Below are 23,633 nucleotides of genomic sequence, written 5' to 3' on the forward strand. Positions count from 1 at the left end.
GGATAGTATATGAAACGAATCGTATTTATGGGGACACCAGACTTTTCTGTCCCGATATTGGAGAACCTCGTCAAGGCCGGATATGAAGTGGTGTTAGTCGTCACCCAGCCCGATCGGCCCAAGGGAAGGAAGAAGATACTGACAGCTCCTCCAGTGAAACAGACAGCAGACAAGTTAAACATACCGGTTTTCCAGCCGGAAAAATTGAAAAATGATTACCAGCCTATTATCGATTATCAACCAGACTTAATTGTAACGGCCGCATATGGGCAAATCCTGCCATCGGAACTGTTGAACGTTCCCGAATATGGCTGTATCAACGTCCATGCTTCTCTATTACCGGAGCTCCGTGGTGGTGCACCAATCCATTACGCCATTTTACAGGGTAAAAAAGAAACTGGTGTGACGATCATGTATATGGTAGAAAAACTTGATGCCGGTGATATTTTGACGCAAGTGAAGGTGCCAATTGCCGACGATGATAATGTTGGGATCTTGCATGAAAAATTAGCGAGCGCTGGTGCTGATTTATTATTGGATACATTACCAAAACTGGCTACACATTCGATTACACCTCAAAAACAAAATGATCAGGAAGCAACATTCGCCGCAAATATTAAACGGGAGCAGGAGAAAATTGACTGGACAAACAGCAATATCGCGATTTACAATCAAATCAGGGGACTAAACCCTTGGCCTGTTGCATTTACAACTTATAATGGCAGCAGGATGAAAATATGGTGGGGAGAACCCGATAACACGACATATCAGGGAACACCCGGAGAAATTGTCCGCGTTAGTGACGAAGGGTTTACCGTTATTTGCGGGAATGGACAAGGGATAACGATTAAAGAAATCCAGCCTGCTGGTAAAAAGCGAATGACGGTTCACGATTATTTGCATGGCGCGTCAGACCGAATCAAATCTGGTACAAAATTGGGTGATTGATCAACATGAGTAACTACCGATTAAGAAAAACGATCCTGGATATATTGGAAAGAATGGAAAAAGACGGAGCCTATAGTCACTTGTTAATTGACTATGAGCTTAAAACAGGCAAAATAAAGGCTAAAGATGAAGGTCTGCTAACAGAAATTGTTTATGGCACATTCCAGAGAAAACTTACATTGGATTATTATTTGGACGCATTTATTGAGTCAAGGAAAAAAATCGCTCCATGGGTACGAATGTTGCTTCGGATGTCCGTTTATCAAATGGTTTTCCTCGACAAAGTACCCGATCATGCGATTATTCACGAAGCGGTAGAGATTGCAAAAACGAAAGGGAACAAAGGGATCGCCTCATTAGTAAACGGTGTGCTTCGCAGTATCCAGCGAAAAGGTGTTCCAGACACAGGTAATATTAAGAACTCGGCTGAGCGGATCGCCATTGAAACAAGTCATCCGGAGTGGCTTGTAAACAGGTGGATTGCCATGTACGGGGAGCAAATAACCCGTGAGATGTGTGAAGCAAACGTAACCCGCAAAGCCCTATCTGTACGGGTTCAGCCATTAAAAATTTCCCGGCAGGAAGTGATCCGCCTATTAACAGCACAAGGACTGGAAGTAAGGCCATCCGTTTTTTCCAGTCAGGGGATCGTTATTGATAAGGGAAATGTTTTAAAAACGGATTTGTTTAAAGAAGGTATTGTTACTATCCAGGATCAAAGCTCCATGCTTGTTGCGGAAATGCTGGCAATAAAACCGGGGATGGAGGTACTTGACGCTTGCAGTGCTCCGGGAGGAAAGGCAACACATATTGCTGAAAAAATGCAAAACAAAGGAATGCTCTATGCTTATGACCTTCATGCAAAGAAAGCTAAATTAATCAGTCAAAAAGCAAGAGACCTGGACTTGACGATTATCGTTGCTAACGAAGCAGATGCGAGAAAATTGCAGGAATTGCACGAAATCGAAAGCTTTGACCGTATCTTGGCTGATGCCCCATGTTCTGGGCTGGGTGTAATCCGTGGCAAACCAGAGATTAAATACAATAAAAATGCTACAGATATTAAGCGGTTGGCAGAAATTCAGCTGGAAATACTGTTGCATGTTGCACCGTTATTGAAAAAAGACGGGTTACTGATTTACAGTACATGTACAGTTGAGCAAACGGAAAATGAAGGTGTCGTAAAAAGCTTCCTGCAACAGCAACCTGATTTTATCATCGATCAGCGCTTTTTTACGGAATTACCGGCGGGCTTTGAGCATTCTCCGGGAAGAACGGAGAATGGATTGCAGATTTTCCCGCAAACCTTTCAAACTGACGGCTTCTTCCTTACCCGTTTCCGAAAAAAATGAAGAAAAATATTCTATTACAGGTTATTTCGTGTCATAATGTAGGTAATAAATGGTGAGGTAACTATTGGGGCCAAAGGGGTGAATCAATTTGCAAGGACAATTTCTGACCGATCGTGGCAGAGTCCGGGACCATAATGAAGATTCCGGGGGTATCTATTATAATCGTAATGGGCAATTTCTGGCTGCTCTTGCCGATGGAATGGGTGGACATCGGGCTGGTGATGTAGCCAGTCAAATGGCTGTCGCACACATACAGGAAAAATGGGAGGAAAGTAACCAGCTTTCATCACCAGATGAAATCGAGTCTTTTTTATCTGAGGCTATTGAGGAAATGAACAAAGCAATATATGACCATGCGGTGAAAAATGAGGCATGTCAAGGAATGGGTACGACCATCGTGATTACGATCTGTACACAGGATTTTTTTACGGTAGCTCATGTTGGTGACAGTCGCTGCTATCTTGTAAATGATAATGAGTTTAAGCAGATTACCGAAGACCATTCCCTCGTAAATGTTCTTGTTAAATCCGGTCAAATTTCGCATGAAGAGGCACAGAATCATCCTAGGAAAAATGTTGTTCTAAAAGCTGTTGGAACAGAAGAACATGTCGAATCAGATGTTCGCAGCCTTGGCTGGGACAAGCATGATCAATTATTATTATGTTCCGATGGCCTGACAGATAAATTACCGGATGATAAATTGTCCGAGCTCATGCGGTTGGAGAATAGCCTGAAGGAAAAAGGACAGAAGATGATTGATTTGGCCAATGAATTAGGCGGCGAGGATAATATCTCGGTTATCCTCATCCAGCATGATCGTTCCAGGGAAGAGGGTGAAACTGCGTGCTGAATGGTCACCTGTTATATGAACGATATCGTATCGAGGGAACAATTGGCGGCGGTGGCATGGCGAATGTATATTTGGCAAGAGATATTATCTTGGACCGTGACGTTGCCATCAAGGTTTTGCGTTTGGAATATGCAAATGATGAAGAATTTATTGCCAGGTTTCACCGGGAAGCTCAATCAGCTACAAGTCTTTCACATCCAAATATTGTAAGTATTTACGACGTTGGGGAAGAAGATCACATTTTATTTATGGTAATGGAATATGTAGATGGCATGACTTTAAAGGAATACATACAGAAATACGGCCCTATTGAAGTCCAGGAATCATTGGATATTATGAAACAAATCAGTTCGGCAATTGCTCACGCACATGCAAATGATATTGTGCATCGTGATATAAAGCCGCAAAATATTCTGATGGATACATATGGACAAGTAAAAGTGACTGATTTCGGAATTGCGGTTGCATTAAGTGCGACGTCATTAACGCAAACCAATTCGATTTTAGGCTCGGTTCATTATTTATCACCTGAACAGGCACGTGGGGGCATGGCAACGAAAAAATCGGATATCTATTCGCTAGGAATCGTCCTGTTCGAGCTTTTAACCGGACGTCTGCCTTTTTCCGGTCAGTCACCAGTATCCATCGCATTAAAGCATTTACAAAATGATACACCATCTGTCAGGAGGTTTAACCAGGATATCCCGCAAAGCGTTGAAAATATTGTCCTGAAAGCAACAGCAAAAGATCCGTTTCATCGGTATGACACTGTATACGATATGGAAGACGCACTTGAAACAGCCTTGGACCCCAGCCGGATAAACGAGGAAAAATATGTACCACCAGTTGAAGCGGGGGAAGAAACGAAGGCTATTCCAATCATTACCGATAATCAAATGGGGGATACAGTTAATCAGGATACGATTGTGCATCAGACAAATGGCAGTACAAAGCCATATAACGGGAACGAAGCAGATGAAGCCACTGAAAAGCCGGCAAAAAACAAGAAAAAGGAGCTAAAGAAAAAAAAGAATGGTAAAAAAAAGAATGGCAAAAAAAAGAAGAAGAAGTGGATCATTATTGCTGTCATTTTATTTATTTTACTTGCGGCTGGTGCAGCAGCATTGTTTATTGTTCCGAGTTTATTGCAGCCTAAGGAAGTGGATGTACCTGATGTTGCGGATATGGAATATGAGGATGCAGTAAATAAGCTGGAAGAATTCAATTTGAAGCATAAAAAGGAAATGATGTATTCAGAGGATGTTGAGGAAGGCATCGTTGTCAAAACAGATCCTCGTGCAGGAAATACGGTTAAGGAAGAAACCAGTGTCACGGTTTTTGTCAGTCAAGGCAAAGAAAAGGTGACATTTGCAGATCATGTCGGCGAGGATTTCAGTCAGGTAAAACGGTTGCTGGAAGAGGAAGGGTATGAGGTTATTGGTTATGAGAAACACTCGGATCAACCAGTAGGAGAAATAATTACGCAAATTCAGCCGACACCGGATTCGGAAGTTGTTCCAAGTGAAACACGAGTCATTTTCGAATATAGTAATGGCCCGGATCTGGTTTCCTTAAATAATTTAAAGGGGATGACGGAGGACGAGGCTAAAGCTTACCTGGATGAACAAAATTTAACGATGAATGTTTTAGAAGAACATTCCGATTCTGTACCTGAAGGAGAAGTGATCAAGCAGGATCCGGAACCAGGGACAAAACTGGGAGAAGGCTCGACAGTTGATGTCCATATCTCAACCGGGCCGAAAGAGAAGCCACCGGCATCAAAAAAGGTGACCTTTACTGTTCCGTATAATCCTGATCAGCCAACAGACGAAGATTCGGGTAAAGTGAAGGAACAAACAGTAAAAATATATATTGCTGATATGAACCGGTCTATTTCAGAAGTTGCGGAGCAGGAAACGATCACGAAGGATACAGAATTTACTATTACATTAACGATAGCACCGGATGACAAGGCAGAATATAAAGTGATCAGGGATAACGAGGTTGTTATAAATAAGACAGTTTCCTATGAAGAGGGTGACTAAATGGCAAATGGCAGGATTATCAAAGCGTTAAGCGGGTTTTATTATGTTCAGACACAAGACGGAATTTACCAATGCCGAGGACGTGGGGTTTTTCGCAACAAGAAGATTACCCCGCTTGTCGGGGATTTTGTATCGTTCGATGTAGGTAATCCCGATGAAGGGTATATTCAGGAAATTAAACCGAGAGAAAATGAGCTGAAACGCCCGCCTATTGCCAATATTGATCAGGCAATTATTGTTAGTTCTGCTGTTATGCCGGATTTCAATCCGTTACTGTTGGACCGGTTTCTAGCACTCATTGAAGCAAAAGGAATAAAACCGGTTATCTTTATTACGAAAATGGATGCCGTTGATGAAAATGAAAGAATCGAAATGCAACGTTATCAAAGGGATTACCAGCAGATAGGTTATCCAGTTGAATTGCTGTCAGCAAAACAACCAGATGATTTGGGGCGATTAGAAGTATATTTTACCGGAAAAGTAACCGTTATTGCCGGACAATCGGGGGTTGGAAAGTCATCATTAATTAATGCGTTAAAGCCCTCCCTTTTACTAAAAACAGCAGATATTTCCAAAAGCTTGGGACGTGGAAAACATACGACAAGACATGTTGAGTTAATCAACGTCCATGACGGGTTGGTTGCTGACACCCCGGGGTTCAGTTCGCTTGACTTTAGTGAAATAGACCTTGCTGAACTGGCTGACTGCTTTCCGGAATTTCGTGTGCGGAAAGAAAACTGTAAATTTCGGGGCTGCATGCATTATCGAGAACCAAAATGCGCGGTGAAGCAAGCCGTTGAAACTGGCGAGATCACAAGGTTTCGCTATGAACATTATTTAAATTTTTACGAAGAGATTAATTCGAGAAAGGCGAGGTACTAATTCAATGACTAAAATTGCACCTTCGATATTATCAGCAGATTTTGCAAAGCTGGGACAAGAAATTATTGATGTGGAAAAAGGTGGAGCCGATTATATTCATGTGGATGTGATGGATGGCCATTTTGTTCCAAATATAACCATTGGTCCGCTCATCGTTGAAGCAATTAAACCAATCACATCGCTACCATTAGACGTTCATTTGATGATTAACAATCCGGATACGTATATTTCCAGTTTTGCAAAAGCAGGGGCGTCCATTATTACCGTCCATCAGGAAGCGTGTGTACACTTGCATCGAACTATCCAATTAATTAAGGATCAGGGTGTAAAGGCTGGTGTTGTCATTAACCCGGCAACCCCAGCTGAAATGATTAAAACAATCCTCCCTGATGTTGATTTGGTATTACTGATGACGGTAAATCCTGGCTTTGGCGGTCAATCCTTTATTCAAGCCGTTACCGAGAAAATCAGACAAGTTGCCGTATGGCGCGAAGCACTAGGGCTTACCTTCGAGATCGAGGTCGACGGCGGGGTTAATACGGATACCGCAAAGCTTTGTACAGAAGCTGGTGCGGATGTGTTAGTAGCAGGCAGTGCGGTGTTTACCAAGGATGATCGGCATCAGGCAATACGAAGAATCCGTCAAGCAGCGAACGGAATGGAGTAATTGGCATGACAACTGTTGCAATCGTAGGCAATGGATCACTTGACCTGCTTCCTGAATTGTCGTTATATATGGATGAAATAGATGTATGGATTGGCGCTGATCGCGGTGCATTAACATTAATAGAGAACCATATTACCCCTGATTATGCACTTGGTGATTTTGATTCCATCAGTCAGGAAGAAAAAGCGATCGTTAAACAACACGCATATTTATTCGAGGAGCATCCGGTTGAGAAAAATTCGACCGACCTGGAGCTGGCGCTTCGGATAGCATATGAATGGAAACCGGTCAGCATCTATTTATTTGGCGTAACTGGCGGCAGACTCGATCATGAAATCATTAATATTCAAACACTTTATTCGATTGCAAAAAGAGGCATGCAAGGATTTATTGTTGATAAAGATAACTGGCTGACAATGGTAGAACCGGGAACACACACAGTAACCAATGATATAAACTATCCCAATCTATCGTTTGTCCCTTTTACCCAACAAGTACGGGGGCTGTCGCTGGAGGGTTTCTATTATCCGCTTGTCAATCAGAACCTTTCTTGGGGATCGACACGCTGTATATCTAACAAGCTTCTTTTAAAAAATGGTACTTTTTCCTTTAATGAAGGCATACTATTACTAATAAAGAGTCGTGACGCCATAAATGAAACGATTCCAATTAAGAAATAGGCTTTGTTCGTTATTAGAGGAGGGGACTCATTGAAATTTTATACGATTAAACTCCCAAGATTTATTGGTGGATTAGTTCGAGTCTGCATCGGTGTTTTTAAAAAAGATAAATAGAAAAGAGGTTTGCTTTTGTCAATCCAGTTGGCAGAAGCTTCTTTTTTTAAAACTGGACTTGCCTAAAGGCTACTTTTCTAAACGGGTTTTAAGCAAAGAGAAAAAGCATCCAACTACCGGATGCTTTTTTGAACTAAAGATAAAGCTGTATATTATACGCGCTCTACTTTACCTGATTTTAGGGCACGTGCAGAAACATAAACACGTTTAGGTTTGCCGTCTACCATAATACGAACTTTTTGTACATTAGCTTTCCAATTACGCTTGTTGGAATTCATAGCGTGAGAACGTTGGTTTCCACTGCGAGTTTGACGTCCAGTAACAACACACTTTCTAGCCATGCAAATCCCTCCCTACTGTTTACATGTGTCATTTAATACTTATTTAATTTATCACAAGTACTGGGATAATGCAATTTATTTTTTGATGCAAAGCACTGATGCTTGGACTGGTGTTAGTCTCTAAAAGCGACTTGACAGATCATCGGGTTTCGTTCATTGTTAATAGTGGTTAGTTGGGATAATATGTTTTCTTTCAAAAGTTGGGTAAATGTAGTAAACTAACCTTGAAAAGGCCGTTATTCAGAGGAGGATGATTATGTCCGGGAGTTTGACAGTTTCACTTCCAAAAAAACACTGTAAGCCTTGTGAGGGCTTATTTTTTTGTCAAATTTTTAATTTTATTATTGAGTACTATTTAGTACTATGTTATATTAGACGTATCTAAAGGAAATGGAGGGATAGTGATGCGCATTAAAAAGAGTGTGTCCAAGAATTCCGTTTCCTATTCCGTCATCGAAAATGTCCGTGATATCAACGGAAAATCAACGACAAAAGTTGTGGAAGCGCTTGGAAATGAAAAGGAGATCCGTGAAAAACATCCGGGTGTGGATCCGGAGGAATGGGCGCGGGCCTATGCAAAAAAATTAACGGAACAAAAGAAACAAAAAAGCGCGGTCATTATCGCAAAATATAATCCGCGAAAAATCGTTGAGCACAATCAGCGACGCTCGTTCAATGTTGGTTATTTGTTTTTACAATCCGTTTACTACCAACTGGGTTTACAGCACACGACAAGGACCATTCAGGAAAAATATCAGTTTCATTATGACCTCAATGAAATCCTGTCTAAATTAATTTATATGCGTGTGCTGCATCCTACGTCTAAAAAGAACTCGTTTGAACAAGCGCAATCCTTATTAGAAGGCATTCAATGCGAGCCCCACCAACTGTATCGCGCGTTAGATGTGCTGAAAAAGGAAACAGATTTTATTCAACAAACGGTTTATAAAAACAGCTTGAAATTGGTCAACCGTCACAAAAAAATTTTGTATTACGACTGTACCAATTTTTATTTCGAAATCGAACAGGAGGATGGGGATAAACAATTCGGAATATCAAAAGAAAATCGGCCAAATCCGATAGTTCAAATGGGGTTATTTATGGACGCCTCTGGTCTTCCCCTTGCCTTTTCTATTTTCAGAGGAAATGACAACGAACAAGGGTCTCTTAAGCCTTTAGAAAAAAGAATTTTAAAAGACTTTGAGCTATCCCAGTTTGTTGTCTGTACGGATGCAGGCCTATCTTCTGAAAAAAATCGGATATATAACACGTTAGGCAAGCGTGGATTCATTACTACACAATCCATCAAGAAATTAAAAAAACATCTGAAAGAATGGGCACTTGACCCTTCTGGGTGGCATGTAAGGCCAGGCGATAAAGCCATTCATCTTTCTGATGTTGATGACAGTTCCGAAAATCAAACAACTTATTTCAAAGAGCGTTGGATTAAAGAAGGAAATTTAGAACAACGGCTTCTTGTCACTTTTTCACCAAAATATAAAAATTATCAACAAACCATTCGGGAGAGACAAATCGAACGAGCTCTGAAAAAAGTGAAAAAACCATCTTCTCTTAAAAAGAAAAGACCCAATGATCCTGCGCGGTTTATTCAGGCCCAGTATACTACAGGAGACGGAGAGGTCGCTAAAAAGGCCCATTTCTCAATTGATGAGGGATCGATTCAAAAAGAAGCAAAGTATGACGGGTTTTATGGAGTGTGCACTAATCTGGAATCTGATCCACTGGAATTGATTCGTATTAATCAACAACGGTGGGAAATTGAAGAAAGTTTCCGCATCATGAAAAGTGAACTAAAATCAAGACCTGTGTATGTACGAAAAGAAGATCGGATCGAAGCCCATTTTCTTACTTGTTTTCTTGCCTTACTAACCTATCGTATAGTAGAGCAAAAATTAGAAGAGGCATTCACTTGTCCCGCAGTCATTCAAAAATTACGAAATATGGAGGTAATGGAAGTTTCCGGTGAAGGTTATGTTCCACTTTATGAGCGGGATGAATTAACGGATAAGTTGCATAAGGTGTTTGGGTTTCGAACAGACTATGAAATTGTTCCGATAAAGGACATGAAAAAAATTTTAAAACAATTGAAGAAGACAAAATAGTACTCAACTTTTGATAGTAAAAAAAACCTTCCAAAACCTTTCAATAACAAGGTTTCGGGAGGTTTTACCCTTCAAAAACTGTCAAAGACGAGAATTTATCACAAGTACTGGGATAATGCAATTTATTTTTTGATGCAAAGCACTGATGCTTGGACTGGTGTTAGTCTCTAAAAGCGACTTGACAGATCATCGGGTTTCGTTCATTGTTAATAGTGGTTAGTTGGGATAATATGTTTTCTTTCAAAAGTTGGGTAAATGTAGTAAACTAACCTTGAAAAGGCCGTTATTCAGAGGAGGATGATTATGTCCATTGAGCTTAACACAAATGATGGTCATGTGACAATTACAAACGATGTTATTGCAACGATTGCCGGAGGAACTGCAATCGAGTGCTATGGAATTGTAGGAATGGCTTCCAAAAGTCAAATCAAAGATGGTATTGCCGAAATTCTCCGGAAAGAGAACTTTTCAAGAGGTATCATAGTCAGACAAGATGGTGATCGTCTTCATATTGATATGTATATAATTGTAAGCTATGGTACCAAAATATCGGAAGTAGCACATAATGTTCAATCCCAGGTAAAGTATACACTAAATCAAACATTAGGATTAACGATCGACTCCGTCAATATTTATATCCAAGGAGTTCGTGTGGCCAAAGATTAACCCGTAAGCGAGCTTGTGTAAGCCATCAGGTAACGCATGTCTAATTGAACCGTAATGGACGGCGACGGTGGTAATACGCGAAATAGCAGGGTATTTTTGGTTGATGAAGGAGGAAAGCATGTTATGGTACGAGCGTTAGATGGCAAGACGTTTGCACAAATGGTACGCTTGGGAGCACACCATTTAACGAATAATGCGAAAAAAATTGATGCATTAAATGTATTCCCGGTTCCTGATGGGGATACCGGGACAAATATGAATTTATCAATGACTTCAGGTGCTGGTGAAGTGAAAAAGGTGAAATCGGGACATATATCGGAAGTTGCCAATGCTTTCGCTAAAGGTTTATTAATGGGCGCCAGAGGAAACTCGGGTGTTATTTTATCGCAATTATTTCGTGGCTTCGCAAAAGGTATTGAAAATAAACAGACGCTCTCGGCAGTGGATTTGGCAAATGCATTTGAAAGTGGTGTAAAAACAGCTTATAAAGCAGTTATGAAACCTGTTGAAGGGACGATTTTGACGGTGGCAAAGGATGCAGCGTCTGTAGCTGTTAAACAAGCAAAGAAAGAAAAGGACATCGTCGTATTGATGGAAAACGTATTAACCGAGGCCAAAGCGTCCTTAAAGCGTACACCAAACTTATTACCAGTATTAAAAGAGGTTGGTGTCGTTGATTCAGGTGGACAAGGTCTTGTGACAATTTATGAAGGGTTTCTTGCTTCCTTGAAAGGTGAAGAACTACCAGCTTACGATGTTAGTGAAGAAAAAATGGATGAAATGGTTAACGCGGAGCACCATAAGCTTGCCCAGGACTTCATGGATACATCTGATATTGAATTCGGCTATTGCACGGAATTTATGGTTAAATTTGATCAAGAAAAAACAGCGAAAAATCCTTTTAACGAAGAAGCATTTCGCAATGAACTGAGTGAACACGGGGATTCACTCTTAGTTGTAGCAGATGATGAAATTGTTAAGGTCCATGTTCATGCTGAATACCCTGGAAATGTATTAACCATTGGTCAGCAATACGGCAGCTTGATTAATATGAAAATTGAGAACATGCGTGAACAGCATACAGCAATAGTTGGCGAAAAAGAAAAGAAATCGACTCCGGCAGCAAAGGAAGAATATGCGATTGTGACGGTCGCAATGGGAAGCGGAATCAAAACACTGCTTGAAAGTCTTGGTGCCACCGTAGTTATTGAGGGTGGGCAAACGATGAACCCAAGTACTCAGGATATTACCGATGCGATTAACCAGGCCAACGCCAAAAATATTTTGATTTTGCCAAACAACAAAAATATTGTCATGGCAGCCGAACAAGCTGGAGAAATAGCCGAAGGAAACGTTCAAGTGGTACCAACGAAAACTATTCCACAGGGTATAGGCGCTATTTTGGCATTCCATCCAGAGCGAGACATAAAAGCGAATAAGAAAATGATGGAAGAAGCTGGCGAACAAGTAAAAACGGGGCAGGTTACATACGCTGTTCGTGACACGAAAATAGACGGTATTGCTATTGAAAAAGGCAGTTTCATGGGAATTGCCGATGGTAAAATTAAAGCGACAAATAAAGATAAAACAGAAACGGTAAAATTATTACTGAAAGAAATGATTACCGAAGACGATGAAATTCTTACCATTCTTCAGGGCGAGGATGTCAGCGATGCTGATCTGGAATCATTAGTGAATTACATCGAAGCGACATATGAAGATATAGAAGTCGAAGTTCATAACGGAAACCAGCCGATTTATTCGTATATTTTGTCGGTTGAATAAGTATAGGTTAAGCAGGCCATGCTGCGATTTTCGCAGTACGGCCTTTTTTGTCTGAGACGCGTAACAAATGGGAAAGTTGCTGAACGAAAGTGAGATGTCGCTGATCGAAGGCGGAAACCCGCTGATCGAAAGTGAAAATTCGCTGATCAAAAGTAGAACCCCGCTGATCGAAAGCGAAAACCCGCTGATCAAAAATAGAACCCCGCTGAACGAAAGTGAAAAACCGCTGATCAAAAGTAGAACCCCGCTGATCAAAAGCGAAAAACCGCCGATCGAAAGCAGAAACCCGCTGATTGAAAGTGAAAATTCGCCGATCGAAAGCAGAAACCCGCCGATCGAAGGTGCAAAATTGTTGTTCATTGAGCAAGCGCTGCCGACATAAAGAAAAAAGGCCGCCCCTAAAGGAAGGCCTTTTACATAACTTTACATTCCGGCAATCTTCATCACAAAGTCAACCATAAACAGTGCTGAAATGACGATTAATGCTGCTGATAATTCTTTTTGTTTCCCTAATGCTAGTTTGACGATCGGGTAGGCGATAAATCCAAAGGCCATTCCATCTGCAATACTATACGTGAATGGAATCATCACCGTAACCAGAAATGCTGGAAGGGCTTCTGATAAATCATCAAGCCTGATATGGCGGATATTTTGTGCCATTAATACGCCAACAATAATCAGAATTGGACTAATAGCTGTATTTGGAATCATCGATATCCATGGAATGATAAAGATGGTAGCTAAAAAGAAAATACTTGCGGTTATCGCTACTTTACCCGTTTTTCCCTTTGAAGCTATTACAGCCGCGTTTTCCGCTGCTGAAACCGTTGGCGATGTTCCGAAAAATGCTGATAGCAATGATGAAAAAGCCGTCACCTGATATGCTTTGTCATAGCTATCGTTTCGCTTGAGCATTTCTAGCTGGCCGTGTAATAATCCCATATTTTCAAAGACCATAATCATGGTCAATGGAAAAACCGCGAGCCAAAAAGAAAACTCATCAATTGCTGAAAAGGAAGGAACAAATAATAATTCATCCGGTCGCATAGCAACTGCTCTTTTTCCTGTCTCAAGAATACCAAAGAAATAAGCGAGCAATGTTCCGCCGATCATCGTGATCAGAAAGTTTGCCGGGATATTTTTAATAAATAAAAATATCGCTAAAAATAGTGTTAACAAACTAACGATGACAGTTGCAGACGTGAAATCACCCAAAGCAACAATCGTATGCTCACCGCTTACGACAAGACCGCTTTTCTCCAGTCCGATTAAGATTAGAAAAAAGCCTAATCCAACCGTAATCGCATGTTTTAACGATTCCGGTATTGCTTCCTTCAATAATAAACCTAATCGACTGAATGCTGTAATCAGGAAAATCACAGCAGCTACCAATACAACCGCCAAGCCTTCCTGAAAACTTAGCCCGGTTCCTTCGACAATGGAATAGGCAAACAGTACATTGATCCCCATCCCCGGGACTACCAGCAATGGAAGCTTCGTAAAAATTCCCATTATGAATGTTCCGGCAAAACTGGCTAAAATCGTTGCCATCATGCCACTTTCAAGGGAAATGCCCGCCTCGCTGAGAATCGATCCATTAACGACAACAATGTAAACGGTAGTAAGATAACCTATCAATCCAGCAAGAATTTCTCTCAGCCATTCTCCGTTAGCAGTTTCTAACTTCGTGTGGCCATTGTTAAAAGGCATGTTATCTCCTCTTAATTCCTTCTATCCCTCTCCCGCCCGATTATAAAAATATAATCCACAAATGAATATTATAGATGTTTTTGTTATAATTGACAATAGGCATAGAATACTCAGGAAGAAAAGAGGGTGTTACGTCATGAAATATAATTCTGTATTTGATATCATTGGTCCGGTCATGATCGGTCCATCTAGTTCACATACAGCAGGAGCTGCCCGAATTGGCAAGGCTGCCCGAAATTTATTTGGTGAAGAACCTGCATGGGCTAAAATTTACTTATATGAGTCGTTCGCCAAAACATATAAAGGGCACGGAACGGACTTTGCTTTAGTCGGGGGACTGCTTGGCTTTGACACTGATGATCCAAGGATGAGTAAGGCTCTTGATATAGCAAAGCAAAAAAATATAAAAGTGGAATTCATTGAGGATGACGCCAAGGCCGATCATCCGAATACGGCTAGGCTTGTTATCGGTAATAGCTCAGAGGAGTTGGAATTAGTTGGGATTTCCATCGGCGGTGGGAAAGTAGAAATAACGGAATTAAACGGATTTGCGTTACGACTGTCCGGCAACCACCCAGCCATTTTAATTATGCATAATGACCGGTTTGGGGCAATTGCGTCGGTAACAAGAATTTTGGCCAAATATGAAATTAATATTGGGCATATGGAAGTAAACCGGAAAGACGTTGGGAAAGAAGCGTTGATGGTTATCGAAGTTGACCAAAATGTTGAGGATCGTATTTTGCAAGAATTAGAAAATGCTGATCATATTATGCAAATCTCGAAAATTGTTTCATAGATGGATGGAGAGAGGAGTTTTCCTATGTTTCGTACAGTTGCAGAATTGGTGGAAATAGCTGAATCAGAAAATATATTGATATCGGAAGTTATGATACGTCAGGAGATGGACGTCAAAAACGTAGCTCGTGAAGCGATCATGAGGGATATGGAAAAAAACCTGAATGTGATGGAAAAGGCTGTCGAAGATGCGCTGCAGGGTGTTCAATCGGTTACTGGTTTGACAGGCGGGGATGCCGTGCTAATTCAAAACTACATGAAGGAAAAGACACCGCTTTCAGGAAATCTGCTGCTTGATGCCGTTAGCAAAGCAATGGGAACAAATGAAGTAAACGCAGCGATGGGAACGATTTGTGCAACACCAACTGCTGGAAGTGCCGGTTGTGTACCGGGCACATTGTTTGCGGTAAAAAATCAGCTTAACCCAACACGGGAACAGATGATTCGTTATTTATTTACTGCTGGAGCATTTGGTTTTGTTGTGGCAAATAACGCGTTTATTTCCGGAGCTGCGGGAGGCTGTCAGGCAGAGGTCGGTTCGGCTGGAGCGATGGCATCAGCCGCAATCGTCGAAATGGCTGGCGGGACTGCCCAGCAATCTGCTGAGGCGTTTGCGATGACACTGAAAAATATGCTTGGTCTCGTATGTGATCCTGTTGCAGGATTAGTTGAGGTGCCGTGTGTCAAACGAAATGCCGCGGGTTCAACGCTTGCGATCGTATCAGCTGACATGGCACTTGCTGGCGTAACAAGTCGAATTCCTTGTGATGAAGTCATTGGGGCAATGTACAGGATCGGTAAAACAATGCCATCCGCATTAAGAGAGACGGGTGAGGGTGGTCTGGCAGCTACCCCAACAGGTCAAGCAATTAAAGAGAAAATTTTTGGCATTGCAGCCACAGTGAAAGAGTGATAGAAATTGCTGAATGATTCCGTAGATTCGATTAAGGGCGTAGGCGGCAAATTCACTGAAGACTTAGCCGCACTTCACATTTATACTGTAGAAGATTTGTTGTTTTACTTCCCCTATCGTTACGATGTTTTTGAAATAAAACCGCTTCGTGAATTGATTCACGATGACAAGGTTACAATTGAGGGAAAGGTGATCCATCAGCCTTCCCTCACTTTTTATGGGAAACGAAAATCACGGCTTGTTTTTACGCTGGAGGTGGAAAACGTAGCAATTAAAGCCGTCATGTTTAATCGACCTTTTGCCAAAAAGCAAATCGCACCAAATGACATTGTTACATTAACTGGAAAATGGGATGCTCACAGACTGCAAATTACGGTAAGTAATTATAAAAAAGGCCCCGCAGAAAACCATGCTTCGATTCAGCCGCTTTATTCATTAAAAGGTGACGTGACGAATATAAAATTAAAAAAAGCTATTAAACGTGCACTAAATGATTATGCCGATCAAGTGGAAGAGATTTTACCGGAGAGCTATTTAAAGTCCTATAAGCTGCCTAATCGTCTTGATGCACTTATGACCATGCATTTTCCAGCAAACCGCACCGAGTTAAAGCATGCACGAAGACGCTTTACTTATGAGGAATTTCTGTTATTTCAACTGAAAATGCAATTACTACGGAAAATGAAACGAGAAGCGACACATGGAAATGCGCAGCAATATGACCAGAAAAAGCTGGAGGAATTCATTGACCATTTCCCATTTTCGTTAACAGCAGCCCAGCAACGAACACTTACGCAAATTTTGCTAGATATGAAATCCCCTTATCGAATGAACCGATTACTGCAAGGGGATGTAGGCTCAGGAAAAACGGCGGTGGCGGCCATTTGCCTTTATGGAACTGTTACAGCCGGCAGACAAGGTGCTTTAATGGTGCCAACCGAAATCTTGGCAGAGCAGCATTATGAGTCATTGACGGAGCTGTTCGGTGAAAGGGCGAAGATTGTATTGTTAACCGGATCGGTGAAAGGAAAAAAACGCAAGGAAATCCTGGAAGCAATTGAAGCAGCTACGGCGGATATTGTCATCGGGACCCATGCTTTAATACAGGACGATGTATTTTTTGCCGATTTGGGACTGGTAATTGTTGATGAACAGCATCGTTTTGGTGTTGAACAACGACGAACATTACGTGATAAGGGACTTCATCCGGATGTGTTATTTATGACGGCGACCCCAATCCCAAGAACGCTTGCAATAACTGCTTTTGGAGATATGGATGTCTCGGTTATTGATGAAATGCCGTCCGGTAGAAAGGAAATTGAGACATACTGGGCAAAGGAAAATACGCTTGATCGGGTACTCCAGTTTATCGAACAACGGATTGCATATGGTGAACAAGCCTATGTGATTTGCCCGCTGATTGAGGAGTCCGATAAATTGGACATCCAAAACGCCGTCGATCTTTATGAACAATTACAGGCGTTCTATCCGCCATCCATCCGTGTTGGACTCATGCATGGCAGGCTTCATTCGGATGAAAAGGAAGATGTCATGAAACGGTTTGCTGCAAATGAGATTCAGGTTCTGGTATCAACAACGGTTGTTGAAGTTGGTGTCAACGTACCAAATGCAACAATTATGGTGATTTATGATGCGGAACGGTTTGGATTGTCACAATTGCACCAGTTAAGGGGGCGTGTTGGACGAAGCGATAAACAAAGCTATTGTATCTTAATTGCCGAACCAAAAGGGGAAGTTGGCAAGGAGCGGATGCGGATCATGACGGAAACGAATAACGGCTTTGCCTTATCTGAGCAGGACTTGAAGCTTCGCGGCCCTGGTGACTTTTTCGGAAAAAAACAAAGTGGTGTACCCGAATTTAAAGTTGCTGACATGATACATGATTATCGGGCGTTGGAAACAGCCCGAAGCGACGCCCAGGAAATAATCGAAGCAAATGTACTGAATAACGATCCAGAATTTGCTAACCTGAAAACAATTCTAGTGAAAGAGGAGACCTTGTTCGATAAACTCGATTAAAAGATTCTTGCATAATTAATAGTGGTATTATATATTACTATTAGTACCAAGTCATAAAATCAGAGATCAGAGATCAGAGGTCGGAACAGAGGACGGAATTGAGAATTCGGAGTGGAAGAAACCGGTAAAGAAGCTTGGCTTTAATCACTCCAAATCATAGCGGATGGTGCCAGATATGAAACGAACGAAAGCTGAACGACAGCGTTTATTAAAAGAGACGATTGAACATACACCATTTATTACAGACGAAGAATTATCACAAATATTTTCCGTAAGCATTCAAACCATTCGATTGGATCGCATGGAGCTAGCTATACCCGAATTACGGGAGCGAATCCGGTCAGTTGCGACGGATCAATGGAACGAGACGGTGAAAGCACTGCCTCTGGATGAAGTTATTGGCGAAGTAATCGATTTGGAATTGGATAAACGAGCGATATCCATATTGAATATTAAGCGTGAGCATGTTTTTTCACGAAATAAAATTGCCCGCGGGCATCATCTGTTTGCCCAGGCAAATTCGCTGGCAGTAGCGGTTATTAATGACGAGCTGGCGTTAACTGCCAAATCAGAACTTAAATTCACACGGCAGGTTACAGAAGGGGAACGTGTTGTAGCAAAAGCAGTAGTTGAAGAGGTGAACGACAATGGGCAAACGACTGTAAGGGTCAATAGCTTTGTCAATAATGAAATAGTGTTTACCGGATTGTTTCATATGTATCGGTCAAATCGATAAGAAAGTGTAAGCATCTGTTTTGTAACGGATAAAAGGGGACAGGTTGAAATGAAAATAGCTATAGACGCCATGGGAGGTGACCATGCACCAAAGGAGATTGTGCTTGGTGCAATGGATGCCATCGCCGGGATCAACGATTTACAAATAACGTTAATTGGTGATCAGGAAAAAATCAGTCCATTTTTGACGAATGATCGAAATATTAAAGTCATTCATACCGATGAAATCATAACGGGCGAGGATGAACCCGTCCGTGCTGTACGGCGTAAGAAAAATGCATCACTTGTGCTAATGGCAAAGGAAGTAAAGGAACAAAACGCAGATGCTTGTATATCGGCAGGGAATACGGGTGCATTAATGAGTGCGGGGTTATTTGTGGTTGGCCGAATACCCGGGATTGACCGGCCAGCATTAAGTCCGACATTACCAACCATTGATGGAAAAGGATTTTTATTATTGGATGTTGGAGCAAACGTTGATGCCAAAGCACATCACCTTGTCCAATATGCGATAATGGGGTCTATTTATACACAAAAAGTCCGATCGATTAAAAATCCAACAGTAGGCCTGCTAAATGTTGGGACAGAAGACGGCAAGGGAAACGATCTGACGAAAAAAGCATTTCTTCAGTTGAAGGAAGCTCCGGTGAATTTTATTGGTAACGTGGAAGCACGAGATCTGTTGGACGGAGCAGCCGATGTTGTTGTTACCGATGGATTCAGCGGTAATATTGCCTTAAAAACAATTGAAGGTACCGCACTTGCGATGTTTTCAATGCTGAAACAAACGTTTACGTCTTCACTGAAGACAAAACTTGCAGCCAGTATGGTTAAAAACGACTTAAAAGGATTACAAGGGAAACTGGATTATTCAGAATATGGCGGTGCTGGCTTGTTCGGATTAGCGGCTCCGGTTATTAAAGCCCATGGATCATCCAACCGCCGGGCTATTTTCAATGCGATTAAACAAGCATGTCATATGATAGAACACAATGTAACAGATACTATTAAGCAAGCGATTGTATCAGCTGAAATCGACAAGGGGGAAAATGAATGAAACGTGTAGCATTTATGTTCCCGGGGCAGGGATCACAGACAGTTGGAATGGGGAAAGAATTTTACGATGCCTACCCCGAAATTAAGGAACTATATGAGGAAGCAGACAAAACACTTGATTTCCCACTCTCGGAAATTATGTTTACGGGTCCTGAAGAAACATTAACCTTAACAGAAAATGCACAGCCAGCATTATTGTTATCAAGTATTGCTATTCATACACTACTTATTAAACAGGAAGTACAACCTGTGATGACCGTTGGGCATAGTCTAGGAGAATATAGTGCCTTAGTTGCTGCAGGTGCACTGTCTTTAGAGGATGCTCTGCCATTAGTTGCAGCACGCGGAAGACTAATGGAAGAGGCATATCCTGCTGGAAAGGGTGCGATGGCTGCCGTACTAGGAATGACGCAAGAGACTGTTGAAACGGCTCTGGAAAGTATGCCAGCGGACGAAGTTGTTGATATTGCCAATTTGAATTGTCCTGGACAAATCGTAATTTCCGGTACCAAAGCAGGAATTGAACAGGCTACAGCGAAATTAAAAGAAGGTGGTGCAAAGCGGGTGTTGCCATTAAATGTTAGCGGCCCATTTCACTCCCGCTTAATGAAACCGGCAAATGAACAATTTGCAAAAAAGCTGGATGACGTCTCGATCTCAGAAGCCAGCATCCCCGTTTACGCTAATGTTACGGCAAATCCTGTAACGGATGATGGAGAAATAAAAGAATTGTTACTGAAGCAGCTTTATTCGCCTGTCCGCTTTGCAGAATCCATTGAGCATATGCTTGATGAAGGTGTCGATGCTTTCGCAGAAGTTGGCAATGGAAAAGTATTAAGCGGATTAGTGAAGAAAATCAGCCGCCGAACAAAAACATTTGCCATCCAGGATCAGGAGTCAATGGATGCGTTTATTTCATGGTATAAGGAGGAATCCTAGTGTTACAGGGGAAAAATGCTATTGTTACTGGTGCGTCACGCGGAATTGGCAAGGCTATAGCTTTGGAGTTAGCGAAACAAGGTGCCAATGTTGCCGTCAATTATGCAGGCAGTGAAGCAAAAGCACAGGCGGTTGTAGAAGAAATACAAAAACTGGGTGGTAAAGCATTTAAAGTACAAGCCGATGTTGCCAATGAATCTGAAGTAAAAGACATGGTCAAACAGGTAATTAGTGAATTCGGAGGGCTGGATATTCTCGTTAATAATGCAGGAATTACCCGTGATAATTTACTTATGCGTATGAAAGAAGCTGAATTTGATCAAGTTATTAACACGAATTTAAAAGGCGTATTCATTTGTACAAAAGCAGTTACAAGGCAAATGATGAAGCAGCGCAGCGGGAAAATTGTCAATGTTGCTTCGATCGTCGGCGTCAGCGGGAACCCGGGACAAGCTAACTATGTTGCAGCAAAGGCCGGGGTAATTGGACTGACAAAAACAGCCGCAAAAGAATTAGCATCCAGAAATATTTTTGTTAATGCCGTTGCGCCAGGGTTTATTTCCACCGATATGACGGATGTATTAACCGATGAACAACGCGCCGGTATGCACAACATGATCCCATTAGGCAAATTAGGTGAAGCAGAAGACGTTGCCAAAGTCGTCCGCTTTTTAGCGTCAGACGATGCCAATTACATCACCGGACAAACCATCCATGTCGATGGTGGAATGGTGATGTAGTAATAAAAGCGAAGCGGGCTTGCTCAGCGGCGTAAAGCATAGACAAGGGTCCGTAGAACGGATGGTTTTGCTGTTCGAAGTGTCCATTGTCTATGTCTTGTAGCCGCTAGCCCGCGCGTAGCTAGATAGGGTTCGAGAATGAATCAGTACAGACAATCATTGAAAGGGGGTGAAGGAGTATGGCAGACGTATTTGATCGTGTAAAAGATATTATTGTTGATAAACTCGATGTGGAAGAATCAAAAGTAACGTTGGAAGCATCTTTCAAGGATGATCTTGACGCAGATTCATTAGACGTAGTAGAGCTTGTTATGGAGCTTGAAGATGAATTTGACATGGAAATCGCGGATGAAGAAGCAGAGAAAATTAATACAGTAGGTGATGCTGTTGACTACATAAACAGTACACAATCTTAATTATTGCCTTTTATTTTATTAGTAGGAAGTCTCGCAATGTGCGAGGCTTTCCGTATATTTTTTAACAACCCAAAAGATCGAAGCAGGTGACATAATATGGATGTTGCAAAATTGGAAAAACAACTGGGTATAACATTTCATGATCATGCTTTAGTTAAACTGGCATTTACACATTCATCCTATGTGAATGAGCATCGAAGAGAAGTTTTTTCGGATAACGAACGATTGGAATATTTGGGTGATGCTGTATTGGAATTAGCCGTTTCCCAATATTTATATCGCAATAATACGCAGATGCCTGAGGGGGAAATGACCAAATTACGGGCAGCAATTGTTTGTGAACCGTCACTAAATAATTTTGCCCATGATTTGCATTTTGGTGAGCATCTTATGCTTGGCAAAGGAGAAGAACAAACTGGCGGACGTGAGCGACCAGCCATACTTGCCGATGCATTTGAAGCATTTCTTGGAGCACTGTATTTGGATCAAGGATTTGATGCCGTATTGCATTTTATGAACAAGTTTATCTTTCCGAAAATAGAAAACGGTGCTTTTTCGCATGCGATGGATTATAAAAGTCAGCTGCAGGAGCTGGTTCAGCAATACCGAAATGCCAGTGTGGAATATAACGTTGTAGAAGAGAAGGGACCATCACATGACAAGGAATTTGTCTCAGAAGTCGTGATAAAAGGAAAAACCTCAGGTCGCGGGATCGGTCGTACCAAAAAAGAAGCAGAACAACGCGCGGCAAAGGATGCGTTGGATACGTTTAATAAGTGATAATATATAAATGCTGCTGCAATATTGTGACGGGTTTTTTATAAGAGCGCAAACGCGAACCCTGTTTAACAAACTAAAAAAATTCACTTCTATTTTGGGGACCAAGTATATTCGATTAAGTGAATGAAGGACTTTTTTGTAATCTGAGCGGTTTTGGTCATTCATATCCCTGATGAGTGCCTTTTTACTTGAAACCCGAGTGGATTTGGTCACTCATACTCCTGATGAGTGCCCTTTTACTTGAAATCCGAGCGGTTTTGGTCATTCATATCCCTGATGAGTGCCCTTTTACTTGAAACCCGAGCTGTTTTGGTCACTCATGTACCTAATGAAGGACTTTTTTCTGTAATCCAAACGAGTTTCCTCACTCAGCACCTTTTTCGTCATTCGATGAAGATTTGTTCTTTATAGGCTGATTACCTCTATAGGAAACATAAAAAATAGCAGGAGATTTTATAGCAAATTATCCTGCTATTATTATTTTAAATATTAGATCTAACGTGGCGTATTGGAATTATTCTTCGGCAATAGTGTTATGATTCATGAACTATGTCATCTTCATTGAGAATTGTATGTTCAAACGTTGAAGTTATGCTTGCCTTTTCATTTAATTCCATTAAGAATAAAGCAGCAAATCAGCAGAAATTTATTTGTATTCCTACTTATAACCACCTTCGAGATTCAAAATATGTCAAGGTATACTATCATAATAGCATATTTTATCCATTGTTGTTCTGGAACGTCCTTTTCTTGCTAGAATATTGTAATTCCAAGAATGCAGAAGGTTCCCGAAACGTATAATTTCCCTGAATTTTTCATGTGACTATTTTGATTATTGTGATGTTTGTTATAGAATCTTTACCCTTTTATTGTATAATAAATATGAATACACGTAAGAGGGTAATCGTAATGAAACATTTTTTACTAACTAAAAAAACGTATATCCTTGTTTCCATCATCCTAACAGTATTTATGGCGATCATAACGATGGCCATTCCTTTGTTGTTGGTTAATATATTCAACGATAGTTTTGACGTAAATTAAACCAATTTC

24 protein-coding genes are annotated in these 23,633 nt (G+C 41.3%); 22 read left to right on the top strand and 2 right to left on the bottom strand.

Translation table 11 applies throughout. The features are described from left to right. Window positions 1-9 precede the first annotated feature (9 nt). The 8 genes from fmt to spoVM all read left to right on the top strand — a co-directional run bounded on the left by fmt (window position 10) and on the right by spoVM (window position 7,538). Window positions 10-948 carry a methionyl-tRNA formyltransferase gene (gene fmt, locus CZ382_RS05065; protein ID WP_088050126.1) on the top strand — a complete coding sequence of 313 codons (939 nt, stop codon included), beginning with the start codon at window positions 10-12 and terminating at the stop codon, window positions 946-948. Between the two features lie 5 nt (window positions 949-953). Beyond that, the gene (gene rsmB / locus CZ382_RS05070; protein WP_088050127.1) at window positions 954-2,300 is read left to right on the top strand and encodes a 16S rRNA (cytosine(967)-C(5))-methyltransferase RsmB; all 1,347 of its coding nucleotides are present in this window, start codon (window positions 954-956) and stop codon (window positions 2,298-2,300) included. Between the two features lie 88 nt (window positions 2,301-2,388). After that, window positions 2,389-3,150 (top strand): Stp1/IreP family PP2C-type Ser/Thr phosphatase, encoded by a 762-nt coding sequence (locus CZ382_RS05075; protein ID WP_088050128.1) that lies wholly within the window; start codon window positions 2,389-2,391, stop codon window positions 3,148-3,150. After that, entirely contained in the window at window positions 3,144-5,195 is a 2,052-nt protein-coding gene (pknB, locus tag CZ382_RS05080) for a Stk1 family PASTA domain-containing Ser/Thr kinase (RefSeq protein WP_088050129.1), read from the top strand. Before CZ382_RS05075 ends, pknB begins: the two co-directional genes overlap by 7 nt. After that, complete coding sequence (gene rsgA, locus CZ382_RS05085) at window positions 5,196-6,077, top strand: ribosome small subunit-dependent GTPase A (RefSeq protein WP_088050130.1); 882 nt, start codon at window positions 5,196-5,198, stop codon at window positions 6,075-6,077. A gap of 4 nt (window positions 6,078-6,081) precedes the next feature. After that, on the top strand, window positions 6,082-6,744 hold the full coding sequence (rpe, locus tag CZ382_RS05090) for a ribulose-phosphate 3-epimerase (protein ID WP_088050131.1): 663 nt from the start codon (window positions 6,082-6,084) through the stop codon (window positions 6,742-6,744). A gap of 5 nt (window positions 6,745-6,749) precedes the next feature. Beyond that, window positions 6,750-7,424: a thiamine diphosphokinase gene (locus tag CZ382_RS05095; protein ID WP_088050132.1), complete on the top strand. Its 675-nt coding sequence runs from the start codon at window positions 6,750-6,752 to the stop codon at window positions 7,422-7,424. A 30-nt stretch (window positions 7,425-7,454) separates the two neighbouring features. Next, entirely contained in the window at window positions 7,455-7,538 is an 84-nt protein-coding gene (gene spoVM, locus CZ382_RS05100) for a stage V sporulation protein SpoVM (RefSeq protein ID WP_088050133.1), read from the top strand. Window positions 7,539-7,690: 152 nt separating this feature from the next. Here the strand turns inward: spoVM and rpmB are convergent, their stop codons facing one another. Then, entirely contained in the window at window positions 7,691-7,879 is a 189-nt protein-coding gene (gene rpmB / locus CZ382_RS05105; protein ID WP_088050134.1) for a 50S ribosomal protein L28, read from the bottom strand. A gap of 404 nt (window positions 7,880-8,283) precedes the next feature. On the opposite strand from rpmB, the gene CZ382_RS05110 reads away from it, so the two are divergent. The 4 genes from CZ382_RS05110 (at window position 8,284) to CZ382_RS05125 (ending at window position 12,835) form a co-directional block, all read left to right on the top strand. Further along, a complete protein-coding gene (locus tag CZ382_RS05110; protein WP_088050135.1) occupies window positions 8,284-10,002 on the top strand; it encodes an IS1634 family transposase in 1,719 nt (572 codons plus the stop codon). A gap of 303 nt (window positions 10,003-10,305) precedes the next feature. Beyond that, entirely contained in the window at window positions 10,306-10,668 is a 363-nt protein-coding gene (locus tag CZ382_RS05115) for an Asp23/Gls24 family envelope stress response protein (protein WP_088050136.1), read from the top strand. A 123-nt stretch (window positions 10,669-10,791) separates the two neighbouring features. Next, window positions 10,792-12,453 (top strand): DAK2 domain-containing protein, encoded by a 1,662-nt coding sequence (locus CZ382_RS05120; RefSeq protein ID WP_088050137.1) that lies wholly within the window; start codon window positions 10,792-10,794, stop codon window positions 12,451-12,453. Window positions 12,454-12,520: 67 nt separating this feature from the next. After that, the gene (locus tag CZ382_RS05125) at window positions 12,521-12,835 is read left to right on the top strand and encodes a hypothetical protein (protein ID WP_088050138.1); all 315 of its coding nucleotides are present in this window, start codon (window positions 12,521-12,523) and stop codon (window positions 12,833-12,835) included. A gap of 41 nt (window positions 12,836-12,876) precedes the next feature. On the opposite strand, the gene CZ382_RS05130 is transcribed toward CZ382_RS05125, so the two are convergent. Further along, window positions 12,877-14,163 (bottom strand): NCS2 family permease, encoded by a 1,287-nt coding sequence (locus tag CZ382_RS05130; RefSeq protein ID WP_088050139.1) that lies wholly within the window; start codon window positions 14,161-14,163, stop codon window positions 12,877-12,879. 136 nt (window positions 14,164-14,299) lie between these two features. On the opposite strand from CZ382_RS05130, the gene sdaAB reads away from it, so the two are divergent. The 10 genes from sdaAB to CZ382_RS24515 all read left to right on the top strand — a co-directional run bounded on the left by sdaAB (window position 14,300) and on the right by CZ382_RS24515 (window position 23,624). Then, on the top strand, window positions 14,300-14,962 hold the full coding sequence (gene sdaAB, locus CZ382_RS05135; protein WP_088050140.1) for an L-serine ammonia-lyase, iron-sulfur-dependent subunit beta: 663 nt from the start codon (window positions 14,300-14,302) through the stop codon (window positions 14,960-14,962). 24 nt (window positions 14,963-14,986) lie between these two features. After that, entirely contained in the window at window positions 14,987-15,874 is an 888-nt protein-coding gene (sdaAA, locus tag CZ382_RS05140; protein ID WP_088050141.1) for an L-serine ammonia-lyase, iron-sulfur-dependent, subunit alpha, read from the top strand. 6 nt (window positions 15,875-15,880) lie between these two features. After that, window positions 15,881-17,914: an ATP-dependent DNA helicase RecG gene (gene recG / locus CZ382_RS05145; RefSeq protein ID WP_088050142.1), complete on the top strand. Its 2,034-nt coding sequence runs from the start codon at window positions 15,881-15,883 to the stop codon at window positions 17,912-17,914. 175 nt (window positions 17,915-18,089) lie between these two features. Next, window positions 18,090-18,650: a transcription factor FapR gene (fapR, locus tag CZ382_RS05150; protein ID WP_088050143.1), complete on the top strand. Its 561-nt coding sequence runs from the start codon at window positions 18,090-18,092 to the stop codon at window positions 18,648-18,650. 48 nt (window positions 18,651-18,698) lie between these two features. After that, window positions 18,699-19,706 (top strand): phosphate acyltransferase PlsX, encoded by a 1,008-nt coding sequence (gene plsX, locus CZ382_RS05155; RefSeq protein WP_088050144.1) that lies wholly within the window; start codon window positions 18,699-18,701, stop codon window positions 19,704-19,706. Continuing rightward, on the top strand, window positions 19,703-20,644 hold the full coding sequence (gene fabD / locus CZ382_RS05160; RefSeq protein ID WP_088050145.1) for an ACP S-malonyltransferase: 942 nt from the start codon (window positions 19,703-19,705) through the stop codon (window positions 20,642-20,644). Before plsX ends, fabD begins: the two co-directional genes overlap by 4 nt. Further along, window positions 20,644-21,384: a 3-oxoacyl-[acyl-carrier-protein] reductase gene (gene fabG, locus CZ382_RS05165; protein WP_088050146.1), complete on the top strand. Its 741-nt coding sequence runs from the start codon at window positions 20,644-20,646 to the stop codon at window positions 21,382-21,384. The genes fabD and fabG overlap by 1 nt, the downstream gene beginning before the upstream one ends. A 179-nt stretch (window positions 21,385-21,563) precedes the next feature. Continuing rightward, window positions 21,564-21,800 carry an acyl carrier protein gene (acpP, locus tag CZ382_RS05170; RefSeq protein WP_088050147.1) on the top strand — a complete coding sequence of 79 codons (237 nt, stop codon included), beginning with the start codon at window positions 21,564-21,566 and terminating at the stop codon, window positions 21,798-21,800. 96 nt (window positions 21,801-21,896) lie between these two features. Continuing rightward, complete coding sequence (gene rnc, locus CZ382_RS05175) at window positions 21,897-22,580, top strand: ribonuclease III (protein ID WP_088050148.1); 684 nt, start codon at window positions 21,897-21,899, stop codon at window positions 22,578-22,580. 909 nt (window positions 22,581-23,489) lie between these two features. Beyond that, window positions 23,490-23,624: a hypothetical protein gene (locus tag CZ382_RS24515; protein ID WP_268811312.1), complete on the top strand. Its 135-nt coding sequence runs from the start codon at window positions 23,490-23,492 to the stop codon at window positions 23,622-23,624. The last annotated feature ends 9 nt before the right edge of the window (window positions 23,625-23,633 follow it).

Source organism: Virgibacillus dakarensis (assembly GCF_900155625.1).
Taxonomy (GTDB): Bacteria; Bacillota; Bacilli; order Bacillales; family Amphibacillaceae; genus Lentibacillus_C; species Lentibacillus_C populi.